The organism is Saccharopolyspora sp. NPDC050642, assembly GCF_040654735.1.
Classification (GTDB): Bacteria; Actinomycetota; Actinomycetes; order Mycobacteriales; family Pseudonocardiaceae; genus Saccharopolyspora; species Saccharopolyspora elongata.
On record NZ_JBFAIN010000013.1, the window covers coordinates 75,814 to 88,699 of the forward strand.

General features: G+C 71.1%; 14 protein-coding genes. 8 read left to right on the forward strand and 6 right to left on the reverse strand.

Annotation, left to right across the window (positions count from 1 at the left end; genetic code table 11):
* Window positions 1-57: 57 nt before the first annotated feature.
* Window positions 58-807, forward strand: a complete 750-nt coding sequence (locus AB0H93_RS21350; protein WP_358574712.1) for an IclR family transcriptional regulator — start codon at window positions 58-60, stop codon at window positions 805-807.
* Here AB0H93_RS21350 and bioD read toward each other — a convergent pair.
* Genes bioD through bioB form a run of 4 tightly spaced genes read right to left on the reverse strand, consistent with a single transcriptional unit; the run spans window position 792 to window position 4,951 of the window.
* Window positions 792-1,484: a dethiobiotin synthase gene (gene bioD, locus AB0H93_RS21355; RefSeq protein WP_358574714.1), complete on the reverse strand. Its 693-nt coding sequence runs from the start codon at window positions 1,482-1,484 to the stop codon at window positions 792-794. The two genes, AB0H93_RS21350 and bioD, sit on opposite strands and share 16 nt — an antisense overlap.
* Window positions 1,481-2,620: an 8-amino-7-oxononanoate synthase gene (locus tag AB0H93_RS21360; protein WP_358574715.1), complete on the reverse strand. Its 1,140-nt coding sequence runs from the start codon at window positions 2,618-2,620 to the stop codon at window positions 1,481-1,483. The genes bioD and AB0H93_RS21360 overlap by 4 nt, the downstream gene beginning before the upstream one ends.
* Window positions 2,617-3,876: an adenosylmethionine--8-amino-7-oxononanoate transaminase gene (locus AB0H93_RS21365; protein ID WP_358574717.1), complete on the reverse strand. Its 1,260-nt coding sequence runs from the start codon at window positions 3,874-3,876 to the stop codon at window positions 2,617-2,619. Before AB0H93_RS21365 ends, AB0H93_RS21360 begins: the two co-directional genes overlap by 4 nt.
* Before the next feature lies 1 nt (window position 3,877).
* Window positions 3,878-4,951, reverse strand: a complete 1,074-nt coding sequence (bioB, locus tag AB0H93_RS21370; RefSeq protein WP_358574718.1) for a biotin synthase BioB — start codon at window positions 4,949-4,951, stop codon at window positions 3,878-3,880.
* A gap of 101 nt (window positions 4,952-5,052) precedes the next feature.
* On the opposite strand from bioB, the gene AB0H93_RS21375 reads away from it, so the two are divergent.
* The 3 genes from AB0H93_RS21375 to AB0H93_RS21385 all read left to right on the forward strand — a co-directional run bounded on the left by AB0H93_RS21375 (window position 5,053) and on the right by AB0H93_RS21385 (window position 8,359).
* Complete coding sequence (locus AB0H93_RS21375; RefSeq protein ID WP_358574719.1) at window positions 5,053-5,607, forward strand: TetR/AcrR family transcriptional regulator C-terminal domain-containing protein; 555 nt, start codon at window positions 5,053-5,055, stop codon at window positions 5,605-5,607.
* 235 nt (window positions 5,608-5,842) lie between these two features.
* Complete coding sequence (locus AB0H93_RS21380) at window positions 5,843-6,844, forward strand: TerC/Alx family metal homeostasis membrane protein (RefSeq protein WP_358574720.1); 1,002 nt, start codon at window positions 5,843-5,845, stop codon at window positions 6,842-6,844.
* A gap of 1,284 nt (window positions 6,845-8,128) precedes the next feature.
* Window positions 8,129-8,359 carry a hypothetical protein gene (locus AB0H93_RS21385; RefSeq protein WP_358574884.1) on the forward strand — a complete coding sequence of 77 codons (231 nt, stop codon included), beginning with the start codon at window positions 8,129-8,131 and terminating at the stop codon, window positions 8,357-8,359.
* A 78-nt stretch (window positions 8,360-8,437) separates the two neighbouring features.
* Here AB0H93_RS21385 and AB0H93_RS21390 read toward each other — a convergent pair whose 3' ends face one another.
* The gene (locus AB0H93_RS21390; RefSeq protein WP_358574721.1) at window positions 8,438-8,917 is read right to left on the reverse strand and encodes a hypothetical protein; all 480 of its coding nucleotides are present in this window, start codon (window positions 8,915-8,917) and stop codon (window positions 8,438-8,440) included.
* A gap of 111 nt (window positions 8,918-9,028) precedes the next feature.
* Here AB0H93_RS21390 and AB0H93_RS21395 point away from each other — a divergent pair, with 111 nt between their 5' ends.
* The 4 genes from AB0H93_RS21395 (at window position 9,029) to AB0H93_RS21410 (ending at window position 11,276) form a co-directional block, all read left to right on the forward strand.
* Entirely contained in the window at window positions 9,029-9,754 is a 726-nt protein-coding gene (locus tag AB0H93_RS21395) for a helix-turn-helix transcriptional regulator (protein WP_358574723.1), read from the forward strand.
* On the forward strand, window positions 9,724-9,867 hold the full coding sequence (locus AB0H93_RS21400; protein ID WP_358574724.1) for a hypothetical protein: 144 nt from the start codon (window positions 9,724-9,726) through the stop codon (window positions 9,865-9,867). The genes AB0H93_RS21395 and AB0H93_RS21400 overlap by 31 nt, the downstream gene beginning before the upstream one ends.
* Window positions 9,868-10,110: 243 nt before the next feature.
* Window positions 10,111-10,332 carry a hypothetical protein gene (locus AB0H93_RS21405; protein WP_358574726.1) on the forward strand — a complete coding sequence of 74 codons (222 nt, stop codon included), beginning with the start codon at window positions 10,111-10,113 and terminating at the stop codon, window positions 10,330-10,332.
* Between the two features lie 152 nt (window positions 10,333-10,484).
* Window positions 10,485-11,276 (forward strand): SDR family NAD(P)-dependent oxidoreductase, encoded by a 792-nt coding sequence (locus tag AB0H93_RS21410; protein WP_358574727.1) that lies wholly within the window; start codon window positions 10,485-10,487, stop codon window positions 11,274-11,276.
* 112 nt (window positions 11,277-11,388) lie between these two features.
* Here AB0H93_RS21410 and AB0H93_RS21415 read toward each other — a convergent pair whose 3' ends face one another.
* Entirely contained in the window at window positions 11,389-12,762 is a 1,374-nt protein-coding gene (locus AB0H93_RS21415; RefSeq protein ID WP_358574729.1) for a serine hydrolase domain-containing protein, read from the reverse strand.
* Window positions 12,763-12,886: the final 124 nt, after the last annotated feature.

Consider the following 12,886-nt stretch of genomic DNA (forward strand, 5'->3'; position numbering starts at 1 on the left):
GCTGTGCCGTATGAAAGCGCCGAGAGAGTAGGCACGGCGGACTGAGGAGTCAAGGCATTGCGCAACGTCCTGAACACGCTGCGGGTACTGGAAGAGGTCGCCGCGCGTCAGCCGATCGGCGTCGGCGAACTGGCCCGCGCGCTGGACATGCCCAAGAGCTCGGTCCAGCGCTCATTGCTCACCCTCGACGAGGCCGGGTGGATACGTCCGGCATCGGGCGAGGTCAAGCGGTGGGTGATGACCACCAAGGCGCTCGCGATCGGCGGCCGCGCCAGCGGTGACCTCGGCCTGCGCGACGCGGCCAGGCCGATCATGGAGGACCTGCGCCGGCGCACCGAGGAGACGATCCACCTCACGGTCCCGGAGGAGGACAGGGTCGTCCTGATCGAGCGGCTGGAGACGTCGAAGCCGCTGCGCATCAGCATGGCCTTGGGGCACGCGCTCCCCCTGCATGCGTCCGCGAACGGCAAGGCGGTCCTCGCCAACAGCGGCCCGGATGTCCTCAAGCGCCTGTTCGCCGACGAGCTACCGCGCTACACCGACAACACGATCACCGATCCGGACCAGATGCTCGCCGAGCTGGCCCGGATCCGGGAACGCGGATTCGCGCTCAACCACGGGGAATGGCGGGCCGACGTCGGCTCGGTCGCCGCCGTCGTCCTGGAGGGACCGGAGAAGCCGATCGCCAGCCTCAGCGTGAACATCCCGATGAGCCGCCTGACCGAGGAGAACGAAGCGGTCTTCGGCGCCGCGGTGAGCGAGGCGGCGAGGAGCCTCGGCGCCCGGCTCGGCTACGAAACGGCGTAACCGGCCCGGAAACTCGGGCAGTCGGTCAGCCAGGAGCCGGCTCGCGCCCGGAACTGCTCCGGTTCGAGACCGCCTGCGCCGTCGGGAATCGCCGCCACGATCGGCACTCCCGTGACCCGGGGCAGCTCGGCGAGGTTGCACTCCTCGGCCAGGCCGAGCGCTTCCGGCACCGCGCCGAGCACGAGTCCCGCCGGCTCCAGGTTTCGCGAACGCAGGGCGTTGACGGTGAGTTCGGTGTGGTTGAGGGTGCCGAGCCCGGCCCGGGTCACGACGTACACCCGCACCGGGTGGTCCGCGGCGAGCCCGGTGGCGAGGTCCAGCAGGGTGCCGCCCCCGGTGTCGAGGCGGACCAGGAGTCCGCCCGCGCCTTCGACGATCACGGTGTCGCGGGTCCGGGCGAGCCCGCGGATGCGGGCCGCGTGCTCGCTGATCGGCGGGATCCCGATGCCGCGCCGTCGGGCGGCCGTGTCCGGCGCGAGGGGATCTTCGAGCCGGGTGAACTCGGCGACCTCGCAGCCAGCCAGCCGCGCCACGACGGAGATGTCGGGTTCGTCGGTGCCGACGCCGGTCTGCGCGGGCTTCACGACGATCGTTCCCGGACCGGAGCGGACCGCGAGCGCCGCGGTGGCCACGGTCTTGCCGACACCGGTGTCGGTGCCGGTGATGATGGTGATCATGCCTGCCGCCGGTGGTCGTCGATGGTGCGGGCCAGCACGTCGACGGCGCGCGCCCAGCGCTCGTCGTCTAGGCCGACGTGGGTGGTGATCCGGAGCCGGGAGATCCCGTCGGGCACCGACGGCGGGCGGAAGCACCCCACCCGGACCCCGGACGCGAGCGCCGCGGCCTGCGCGGCGACGGCGACCTGCGGAGACGGCATGGGCACCGAGAGCACGGCGCCTGCCGACCGCGGCACGCCGAGCCGGTCGGCCAGCTCGCCGCCGCGCTGGTGGATCTGCGTCGGGAAACCGGGTTTCCCGCGCAGCCTGCGGAGGGCGGCCAGCGCGCCGGCGGTGGGCGCCGGTGCCAGCCCGGTGTCGAAGATGAACGGGCGGGCCCGGTTGGTGAGGTGGTCGATCAGCGCAGCGGAGCCGAGCACCGAACCGCCCATGGCGCCGAGCGATTTCGACAGCGTCGCGGTCATCACCACGTGCCGGTCGTCGGCCAGGCCGTGGGCGTGCACCAATCCTCGGCCGCCGTCACCGACCACGCCGAGTCCGTGCGCCTCGTCGACGACGAGCAGCGCGTCGTGATCGGCGCAAGCCGCCGCCAGGTCCGTCAGCGGGGCGGCGTCGCCGAGCACCGAGAAGACCGACTCGGTCAGCACGATCGCCCGTCGGCCACCGGCTTCGGCCAACGCGGCCCGGACCGCGGCGACGTCGTTGTGCGGGACCACCTCGATCGCCGCCCGGGACAGCCGCGCGGCGTCGATCAGCGAAGCGTGCACGTGCGCGTCGGAGACGATCAGCGTCTGCTTGTCCGCCAGCACGGTCACCGCAGACAGGTTGGCGTGGTACCCGGTCGAGAAGACCAGCGCCGCCTCGCGACCGGTGAACTCGGCTAGTTCGCGCTCCAGGTCGGCGTGCAGCGTGGTGGTGCCGGTGACCAGCCGGGAGGCACCCGACCCGGCGCCCCAGGCGAGGGCGGCGTCGGCGGCCGCTCGGCGCACCTCGGGATCGCAGCTCAACCCCAGGTAGTCGTTGTTGGCGAGGTCGATGACGTCATCATCGACCGCCCGCGGCCGCAGCGTGCGCTGCAACCCGGCGTCTACGCGCTTGGTCCGCTGCTCGGCGAACCACGTTTCCCAGCCGCTCATCCGGCCTCCGCAGCGGCCGCGATCCCGGCGCAGATGGCGGCGATGTCGTCGTCGGTGCACACGTACGGCGGCATGGTGTAGATCAGGTCGCGGAACGGGCGCAACCACACGCCCTGCTCCAGGGCGGCTTCGGTCGCCTTGACCACGTCGACCGGGTGGTCGAGCTGGACCACGCCGACCGCGCCGAGGACCCGCACGTCGACGGCGTCGATGTCGTGCAGCGCCTGCAAACCCGTGTTGATCCGGCGCACGTCCGCCGCCCAGTCGCCGGTGCTCAGCAGGTCCAGGCTGGCCGAGGCGACCGAGCAGGCCAGCGGGTTGCCCATGAAGGTGGGGCCGTGCATGAGGACGCCGGAATCGCTGGCGGACACGCCACGGGCGACCTCCGTCGTGCAGAGCGTGGCGGCCAGCGACAGGTAGCCCCCGGTGAGCGCCTTGCCGACGCACAGCACGTCCGGGGCCACGCCGGCGGCATCGGCGGCGAAAAGGGTTCCGGTGCGGCCGAATCCGGTGGCGATCTCGTCGAAGACCAGCACCAGTCCGTGCTCGTCGGCGATCTCGCGGAACACCCGCAGGCATGCGGCGGGGTAGGGGTGCATGCCGCCGGCGCCCTGGAGGAGCGGCTCCACGATCAGCCCGGCGAGCCGGTCCGCGTGCTCGGCCGCGAGCGCGCGGAAGCCCGCCGCCCAGGCGTCGACATCGCCGTCGAGCCGTGGCGGGCGCTCGCCGAACACCTGCTCCGGCAGCACACCGGACCACATGGCGTGCATGCCGCCGTCGGGGTCGCACACGCTCATGCAGTCGAAGGTGTCGCCGTGGTAGCCGCCGCGGACGGTGAGGAACCGGGTCCGCTCCGGCCGGCCGGCGCCGCGCTGGTACTGCAGCGCCATCTTCATCGCCACCTCGACGCTCACCGACCCGGAGTCGGCCAGGAAGACGCGGTCGAGGCCGGCGGGTGCGAGGTCGACCAGTCGCCGGGCCAGCTCGATCGCCGGCTCGTGGGTGAGTCCACCGAACATCACGTGCGACATCTGCCCGATCTGCCGGCGCACCGCCGCGTCGAGCACGGGGTGCCGGTAGCCGTGGATCGCCGACCACCACGACGCCATCCCGTCGACCACCTCGTCGACGCCGTCGAGGGTGATCCGGCTGCCCGCGGCGCCGGTGACCAGGCGCGTCGGCGTCGGGTCGGCCATCGATGTGTACGGGTGCCACAGGTGCTCGCGGTCGAACGCGAGCAGTGCTTCGGCGGTCATGTCAGGCGTTGGGGAGGACGTCGGTGCCGGCACCGCGGCGCCGGATCGCCGGGTCGACCGGCTCCAGCCGCCCGGTCTGCTGCGCGAGGTCCTCCTCGGAGCCCAGGACGACGAAGCCGTTGTCGCGGATCATCTCGAGGTCCGCCTTGGCTTCCTGGCCCTCCGAGGTGAGGTAGTCGCCGAGGAAGATCGAGTTGGCGACGTGCAGCGCGATCGGCTGCAGCGAACGCAGGTGCATCTCGCGGCCGCCGGCGATCCGGATCTCCTTGTCCGGGCAGACGAAGCGGGCCATCGCCAGGATCTTCACGCAGCGGGTGGGGGAGAGCTCCCAGGTGTTCTCGAACGGGGTGCCGTCGAAGGGCATCAGGAAGTTGACCGGGATCGAGTCGGAGCCCAGCTCCCGCAGCGCGAACAGCGCCTCGACGAGCTGCTCGTCGGTTTCGCCCAGGCCCGCGATCAGGCCGGAGCAGGGCGAGATCCCCGCGCCCTTCGCCTTCTCCACGGTGTCGACCCGGTCCGCGTAGGTGTGGGTCTGGACGATGTTGTCGTGGTTGCTCTCGGCGGTGTTGATGTTGTGGTTGTAGGCGTCCACCCCGGCGGCCTTCAGGCGCTCGGCCTGGCCGTCCTTGAGCAGCCCCAGGCAGGCGCAGACCTCGACGTCGGGGTACTCGTCCTTGAGCGCCCCAACCATCTCGGTCACCTTGTCGATGTCCCGGGTGGACGGTCCGCGGCCGGAGGAGACCAGGCACACCCGGCTCGCGCCGCCCTTGAGCCCGGCGCCGGCCTGGCGGAGGGTCTCGTCCTTGGACAGCCACGAGTACTTGAGGATCGGCGCGTCGGAGCCCAGCGCCTGCGAGCAGTAGTTGCAGTTCTCCGGGCACAGCCCCGACTTCAGGTTCACCAGGTAGTTCACCTTCACCGCGTTGCCGAAGTGCGCGCGGCGCAGCCGGCCGGCGGCGGCGGCGACGGACATCAGCTCGGTGTCGTCGGCGCGCAGCACCGCGAGGGCGTCCGCCGGGGTGGCCGGCACCCCGGCGAGGATCCCATCGGCGAGCTGGTGGAAGGTGGTGTTCATCGCTTCTCCCGTGTCGGCAGGTGCGGCAACCTGAACAGTGTTCACCTGAACGGTGTTCAGGCTAGACTGGGCGGGGCGATCGGTCAACGGGAGGGGTCTGCGTGCGGTATCACCGGAGCGACGTCGTGGATCGCGCGATCGCGGTCCTCGACGAGTACGGGCTGGAGTCGCTGTCGATGCGGCGACTGGCCGCCGAGCTCGGCGTGCAACCGAGCGCCCTCTACCACCACGTGCCGAACAAGCAGACGCTGCTGGCGGCGGTCGCCGACGAGATCCTGACCCGGGGCAAGCGGCCGCACCGGGCCCGGGAATGGGACCGGCGCGTGGTCGAGGTCTGCGCAGAGCTCCGGGACGCGATGCTCGCCTACCGCGACGGTGCGGAGGTGGTCGTCACGGCGCACACCTTCGGCCTCGGCGCCGCCGAGCCCGCGAACCAACTGCGGGCGGCCCTGCGCGACGGCGGCCTGCCCGAGGACCTGGTCGACGTCGGCACCCGGGCCCTCCTGCACCTCGTCTTCGGCCACACGGTGGAAGAGCAGATGGCGCTGCAGGCGGCGAGCGCCGGCGCGATCGACCGGGCGCCCGGCGGACCGGCGGACTTCGAGCGCGGGCTCGAACTCGTCCTGGACGGCCTCCGGTCCAAGGTCGGCGGCTGACGGCGCGGCAAGGGTTTCGGCGCCACCGGCCGGAGTCGGCGACGGCGCAGCGATCTCCGGGCGGCCCGGCGGGCGGCTTGAGGTGGCTGCCGCTCGGGTGCTGTTCGATACTCGGCTCGGGGGGAGTACTTCCGCAGGGTCTGCCCGGTCAGGACGGATGCCCGTTGGCATCCCCGGCAGGCCGCCCTCACGGGCGAAGGAGACCTCGAACGCAACCGAGTTCGAGGGGGTCTCCATGCCTCATCCGACCGTTCTCGCCGCCCCATCGGACTCGATCGGCTCGCAGTGGCTCTGGGGCATCAGCATCGCCGTGCTGCTGGCGCTGCTGTGCGCCGACTTCCTGGTCACCCGTCGCCCGCACGAGGTCTCCATGCGCGAGGCCATCGGCTGGTCGGTCTTCTACCTCGCCTTGCCGCTGGTGTTCGGGTTCTTCCTGTGGAGTGCGTTCGGCGGCAATCAGGCGCTGGAGTTCATCACCGGCTTCGTGGTGGAGAAGTCCCTGTCGGTCGACAACCTCTTCGTCTTCATGATCCTGCTGTCGGGCTTCGCCGTGCCTGCGGAACTGCAGCAGCGGGTGCTGCTGTACGGCATCGTCGGGGCTCTGGTGCTGCGCGGGATCTTCATCGCGGCCGGGGCCGCCCTGCTGCAGGCGGGCAACTGGGCGTTCCTGGTCTTCGGCGCGATCCTGTTCGCCACCGCGGTCAAGATCCTGCACGAGGCGCTCACCAGGTCCGGTTTCGACCGCGACGTGTCGCAGATGCGCTCGGTGCGACTGCTGCGGCGGCTGATGCCGGTCACCGACGACTACCGCGGCCCCCGGCTCACGGTTCGCGAAGGCGGCCGACGTGCCTTGACCCCGCTGACGGTCGTGGTCGTGGCGGTCTTCGCCACCGACGTGGTGTTCGCCGTCGATTCCGTCCCCGCGGTCTACGGCATCACCGAGGACCCGTACCTGGTGTTCACCACCAACGCGTTCGCCCTGCTCGGACTGCGCGCCCTGTACTTCGTGCTGGCGACGGCGCTCGCCAAGCTCGTCCACCTCAACCACGGGTTGGCGATCATCCTCGCGTTCATCGGGGCGAAGCTGGTCCTGCACTGGGCGCACGGGATCTGGCCCGCCGTCCCGGAGATCCCGACCCCGCTCTCGCTCGCGGTCATCGTGGTGGTCTTGGCGGCCGTCACGCTGACCAGCCTGCGCGCCCGCCGCGGCGCCGAAGAATCCACGCCCGGGAGCTGACCATGTCCACCGAAATCCTCGTCGAACTCGCCGCGACAGTCTTCGTGGTGGCCGCCTTGCTGATCACCTGCGCGGTCCTGCTCGACGCCCGCCCGCCCAGCGGGCCGCACCATTGACCGCGGTGGTGCTCCGCAGCCCCACCCGTGAACAGTCGAACTCTCTATGGGAGATTCCCTAGGCCCGCGGCCGGAAAAAGCAGCGACCCCGAAGCCGCTTCCTGGCGGTGTCCGCACAGGCCGAACCGGACACAGTTCGGGGCTTCGGGGTCGGGTAGCTGCCTGGTATTCGCCGACCGCTTGCCCGCGTCGAAATCCACAGGGGCATCGCACGTCGGGTCGGCTGGAGAGCCGTGGGCGGTCCTAGCGGACAGCCACCTCACAAGTCCTGTTGGTATTCAACGTTGGACCACCTCCTTTCCTGTGTACCGAGGAGGTTAGGGGGCGGCGCCCCACCCGGGCAACTGATTTTTTTCGCAGCTGCTGCCAAGGGGTTCTCCCGCAAGCGCAGCGGCCGGACGGTCGCATGTGGACAGATCGACCGGTGGCCGTGCGCCCGCAGCCGGTCGGTACGCACGCCTCGACACCTACGTAACGAACTACGTAATGCCACGAATGTCCCCGCAACCGGGACCAAAGACACTGGACATGTCCAGCCGAACGGACCGACCGAGGCGAAACGATGGTTCACCAGACCCACCCCGAACGAACCGCTTCCGCACATCGACGCGGCCGCGGGCAACCGAGCCCCGCTCCCGCAGATGCGCTCCGGTTCGGCGGGCGCTACGAGGATCTGCGTGACGATCACCTCGCGCACACGCTGATCCGCGAGGACGCAGCGGTGGAAAGGGAGGAGCTTTCGCCCCACGAGCGCCTCAGCTGCCACGTCCACCGGCGGTGGGCGCACGAGTGCATCAGCTCCACGGCGCACGTCATCGCCGTCACCGGGCACCGGTGGTGCCGGAGTTGTGACGCCGAGGCGTCCGTGGCGGTGGACGAGGTGAGCGGCACGGTTTCGGTCGTCTGCACGCGGTGCCGCACTACCCCCCGACAGTGCGGCAACGCGGCAGATCCTGCGCACCTGCCGAGCGAGCCTGGCAGTCGCGCTGGACAGTCGCAGGGCCTGCGCCGCGCAGCAGGCCCCCGCTGCCTGACCCTCCCAGCTTCGCGAGCCCATCGGACAGCCGCCCTGGCTCGGAAGGCGCGAGCGGGCGCCCCCACCGGTCGTCGTGCCGGAGCCGGTTTCGTACGTGTCCTGACCAGGCAGGAAACGGGCGAGGCGGTTCGGATGGTGCGTCGCGACTCCCGCCCGGCCGGGAACCTCCCGGCCGAGCTCACGAGCCTGGTCGGGCGGCGTGCGGAGGCGGCCGAGATCAGGCGGTCGTGGTCGGGCTCCCGGCTGGTCACGTTGACCGGGCCCGGCGGGGTCGGCAAGACCCGGCTCGCGCTGCACGTCGGGCGGGCGGCGAGAGCCACGGCCCTCTTCACCGCCATGACCAAGGAAAAACCCCAGAGCTAGAGATGGTTCGGGTTCGCGCGAAAGCGCCACCGCGCCCCATGCGGCCGACGTCGCATCCTGGAAGGGTGGCTCGTGCGGTCACGTGTGCGTCGTGCCGCCCGGCGCCACGTTCCCGTGCGAATGCCCCCGCTGTGCGGTCCCCCGGCTCCGCGAGTGGCGGAGACCGGCGAACCCGAGTGCGGCGAACGTGATGACCCACGCGGCGCCGGCGAGCATGAAGGCCACGCCCAGACCGGTGAGCGGTAGCACCCCGGTGAACGTCAGCGGGAGGATGACCGCACCGGACAGGGCGTTCCCCGCGATGGCCGACCCGGCGAGCCGCGACGGGATCTCCGGGTAGCCAGCGATCAGGCCGAGAGCGGCGGCACCGCCGAGCATGGCGATCCCGATCGGCAGGAACCAGGCGGACGGCAGCCCGAGCGGAGCAGCGAGCCACTGCCCGCCCACCAGCATGACCACCCCGAAGGCCGCGGTGCCCCCGCTGTCGATCCGCAGGCTCCTGCGCAGCAGGTCGGCCCGTTCCCTCGGGTTGCTGGCGGTAATGGTCGGGCCGCTCATGTGCATCTCCTCGTCGTCGATCTGCCCAGAAGGTGGCATCGCGCAGGGCACGAGTTCAATGACCTCCGAGGTCATGGCCGCGGTGATCTGCGGCTGGCTAGGCTTCGCAACATGGGTGTGCAACAACCGGCCAGGGTGGGTGCCCTGCTCCGGGAGTGGCGGCAGCGTCGGCGGCTCAGCCAGCTGGATCTCGCGCTCCTGGCGGACACCTCAGCCCGGCATCTGTCCTGTGTGGAGACCGGCCGTGCGCGGCCGAGCCGGGCGATGGTGCTGCGCCTGTCCCGTGCCCTGGACGTTCCCCTCCGCGACCGGAACACCTTGCTGCTGGCCGCCGACTACGCACCGGCGTACCAGGAGAGCAGTCTCGACGACGAAGCCATGGCCTCGATCCGTTCGGCGCTGGACACCATGCTGGCGTCCCACGAGCCGTATCCGGCGGTCGTGGTCGATCGCCTGTGGAACGTGCTGCTCGGCAACCGGGCCATGGCGGTGCTCATGGACGGCGTACCGCAGCACCTGCTGCTGCCGCAGCCCAACGTGTTCCGCCTGGCCCTGCACCCCGACGGGTTGGCCCAGCGGCTGGTCAACCTGCACGAGGTCCGCGCCCTGTTCCTGGAACGACTGCACCGCCAGGTCATCGCCACCGGAGACGCGCACCTGCGCGCGTTGTACGAGGAGGTGGGCGGTTATCCCGTCCCCGAGGACCCGGGAGCGGAACGGGGCGGCAGCGCCGGAAATGCGCCGAGCCCCATCCAGGTGCCGCTGAGAATCCGCACCCGCAGGGCGAATTGGCGATGTTCAGCACCATGGCCACATTCGGCGCTCCGGCCGATGTGACGTTGTCGGAGCTGGCGATCGAGTTCTTCTACCCCTTCGACGAACACACCGCGAACGCACTGCGCGCGCTGGCATCCGCGGGCACGGCCGCCGGCTCGCCGCTGCAGCGATAGGCCGTCGAAAAGGGCTCCGAGGTCGGTGGGCGTCAGGTGTCCGAGCGCCACCAGCGGCGGGGATGCCGTCGTGCGGGGCGAAGCGGGCGGGGAGACCGGTCAGGAATCGAGAAGCGCCGGCCGCGTGCCCGCGCCTAGCGTGACCGGAGTGGACATCACCGGTCACCGGGCAGGGCCCGGTCGACCACCACGAACGTCCCCACCCGGCTGGTCCCGGGTTTCCCGATTTCACCGGAGGTCCGAATGAACTGGAACAAGTGGGTCCGGCAGAGCCACCGCTGGCTTTCCATCGCCTTCACGGCGACCGTGATCGTCACCTTCGTCGCCCTGGCGCAGGAAGAACCCGTCATCTGGGTTTCCTACGTGCCGCTGCTCCCGCTCGCGCTGCTCCTGCTCAGCGGCCTGTACATGTTCGCGCTGCCGTACGCCAAGCGCAGCCGCCGAAGCGCCGCTCGCGGGAGATGACCGGATACCTGGGTTCTCGCCGAAAAGCATTGCATACCAAATGTTCTCGGCCTTCTCGCCGCGAGCACCGTCCAGCCGACTGACCGGAACCCCACCCGGGATCGCGCCTGACGGCCTACCGTGATGCCGGGACCTGACGAGAAGGGGCGGGCATGCGGACTTGGCTGGTTACCGGCGCGTCGCGCGGGTTGGGGGCGGCGCTCGTCGACGCGGCGCTGGCGCGAGGGGACGCCGTGGTGGCCACCGCCCGGGTTCCCGAGCGCATCGCCGCGGTCGCAGCAGAACACGAGGAGCGGCTGCTCAGGTGCCGCCTCGATGTCACCGATCCGGACACCGTGCGGAGGGCGGTCGCGGCCGCGGTCGATCGGTTCGGCCGGATCGACGTGCTGGTCAACAATGCCGCGCTCGGACTCCTCGGTGCCGTCGAGGAAACCTCCGTGGAGGAGGCGAGAACCCTGTTCGACACCAATGTTCTCGGGGTGTTGTTGGTGACGAACCAGGTGCTGCCGGTGATGCGCGCCCAGCGGTCGGGGCACGTGCTGATGATGAGTTCGATGGGCGGGTTCGCATCCGGGGCGGGATTCGGCGTCTACGCGGCGAGCAAGTTCGCGGTCGAGGGACTGGCCGAAGCGTTGCGGGAGGAGCTCGCGCCGTTCGGGATCGCGGTCACGATCGCCGAACCCGGGGTCTTCCAGACCGACTTCGCGTCGGCCGGTTCGGCGCAGGCCGGCCGGTCCATCGACGACTACCGCCAGGTCGGCGAGACGCTCGCCGAGTACGAAGACGGCGAGCCGGGTGGCGACCCGGCGTGGGCCGCCGCTCAGCTCGTCGCCGTCGCGGACCGCGAGGATCCGCCGTTGCGGTTGCCGCTCGGCGCCGACGCCGTCGCCCGCATCAGAGGTAAGCTCACCGCCGTGGCTGCGGAACTGGCCGACCTGGCCTGACAGGTCGTTCCGGAATGGCACGCGGCCGTCTGGGGCGCAGGGCGCCGTTTTCGCGCGAAACCGCCGCCGGTGTCAGGCACCGGGCGCCTTCGGATCGCGGGCTAACCCGCGATCAGGCGGTCTTGGGGGCGGCGCGCATGCCGACGTACACGCACGGGGTGCCGTTGGCCAGCGTCGCGAACACCACCGGGCTGTACGCCTCGCCGCCGAGGTTGAAGGGTGCGGCGAAGACCGTCGGCGATACCGGCAGCAGGCTTGCTTCCATCGGCGGGGCAATGCCTTCCAGCTCGTCGACGAACTCGTAGCGGATCCGCGCGTCGCCCGCGTCGTCCCGGCTGATGGTCGTGATGGCTCCGGCGCGCCGGTAGCTGCCCAGCAGCGGTGTCAGATCCACCTCGGGCGGGTTCGCCGGCGGAGCGAACGGGGCCGGCATGCGCGCGTCGGCCAGTTCGGCCAGCAGTTCCCGGAACAGGTCGGCGTAGAGCCGGGCGAAGTCGCCGCCGTTGGTGAGCAGCACGACCACTACGCCTGCTTGCGGGATGACGCGCAGATAGGACTGCTGCGCGCCCGCGTTGCCGTCGTGGCCGAAGCCGGAGACCCCGTTCCAGTCGTGCAAGGTCCAGCCGAGACCCCAGCCGTCCGCGGACATGCTCCACTTGTCCGGGCTGTCCACCTCGCGGCGCTGCATCGCGGCGACCGCATCGGCGGACAGGACCCGGGTGCCGTCCGCGGCGGTGCCGCCGTCCAGGTGCATCTTGGCGAAGCGGGCGACGTCACCGGCCGAGACGATGACCCGGCCGTACGGCCCCGCCGAGCGCGGCATCATGTCCCAGACGGCCGCCGGTTCGGGTTCCCGGCCGAGGTGGCCCATGGCCGCCCGGAACCGCAGCGCTTCCTCCGGCAGCGTCATCGAGTGCGCCAGCCCGAGCGGGGCGAACAGCCGGTCCCGCAGCGCCTGGTCCCAGGTCTGCCCGGTGAGCACCTCGACGATCCTGCCGAGCACGACGTAGCCGAGGCTGCCGTAGGAGAACGCCGTGCCCGGCGGGCAGTCCAGCGCCACTTCCCCGGCGGCCTCGACGTACTTCGCCAGGCAGTCGTCGCCGCGGCCGGAGTCGTGGAAGAAGTCGTTGGTCACCCCGCCGGTGTGCGACAGCAGCTGCCGGACGGTGATCGTCGCGGTGGCCTCCGGGTCCGGGGTGGCGAATTCCGGCAGCACGCCCACCGCCGGCGCGTCCAGGTCCAGCTCGCCGGAGTCGACCAGCTGCATCACCAGCGTGGCGGTGTAGGCCTTGGCGAGCGATCCGGCCAGGAACACCGAATCGGGGGTGGCGGACACCCCGGTTCCCCGGTGCAGGACGCCGCTGGCCAGCTCGTGGACGGTGCCGCCGGCCAGCACGGCCAGCGCGGCTGCCGGGACGTGGTGGGCGGCGCGCAGCTCGTCGAGCCTGGCCTGCCACCGGTCGACGTCGAATTGCGGTACTGGCATTGCTGGAGATCCCCTCTGACCTGCGAACCGAACAGCGTGCGGACGTCCGCACACCGTACTGATGCCGTGCGTCGTTCGCAAGGACGTACACTGTTCGGACGGATCGCGCGAGAGGAGCGAGGAG

Coding starts and splice junctions, on each gene's coding strand:
- bioD (WP_358574714.1), bottom strand. CDS start 1,484: ATGATCACCATCATCACCGGCACCGACACCGGTGTCGGCAAGACCGTG.
- bioB (WP_358574718.1), bottom strand. CDS start 4,951: ATGAACACCACCTTCCACCAGCTCGCCGATGGGATCCTCGCCGGGGTG.
- AB0H93_RS21415 (WP_358574729.1), bottom strand. CDS start 12,762: ATGCCAGTACCGCAATTCGACGTCGACCGGTGGCAGGCCAGGCTCGAC.
- AB0H93_RS21395 (WP_358574723.1), top strand. CDS start 9,029: ATGGGTGTGCAACAACCGGCCAGGGTGGGTGCCCTGCTCCGGGAGTGG.
- AB0H93_RS21385 (WP_358574884.1), top strand. CDS start 8,129: ATGGTGCGTCGCGACTCCCGCCCGGCCGGGAACCTCCCGGCCGAGCTC.
- AB0H93_RS21380 (WP_358574720.1), top strand. CDS start 5,843: ATGCCTCATCCGACCGTTCTCGCCGCCCCATCGGACTCGATCGGCTCG.
- AB0H93_RS21365 (WP_358574717.1), bottom strand. CDS start 3,876: ATGACCGCCGAAGCACTGCTCGCGTTCGACCGCGAGCACCTGTGGCAC.
- AB0H93_RS21390 (WP_358574721.1), bottom strand. CDS start 8,917: ATGAGCGGCCCGACCATTACCGCCAGCAACCCGAGGGAACGGGCCGAC.
- AB0H93_RS21400 (WP_358574724.1), top strand. CDS start 9,724: ATGGCCACATTCGGCGCTCCGGCCGATGTGACGTTGTCGGAGCTGGCG.
- AB0H93_RS21360 (WP_358574715.1), bottom strand. CDS start 2,620: ATGAGCGGCTGGGAAACGTGGTTCGCCGAGCAGCGGACCAAGCGCGTA.
- AB0H93_RS21410 (WP_358574727.1), top strand. CDS start 10,485: ATGCGGACTTGGCTGGTTACCGGCGCGTCGCGCGGGTTGGGGGCGGCG.
- AB0H93_RS21405 (WP_358574726.1), top strand. CDS start 10,111: ATGAACTGGAACAAGTGGGTCCGGCAGAGCCACCGCTGGCTTTCCATC.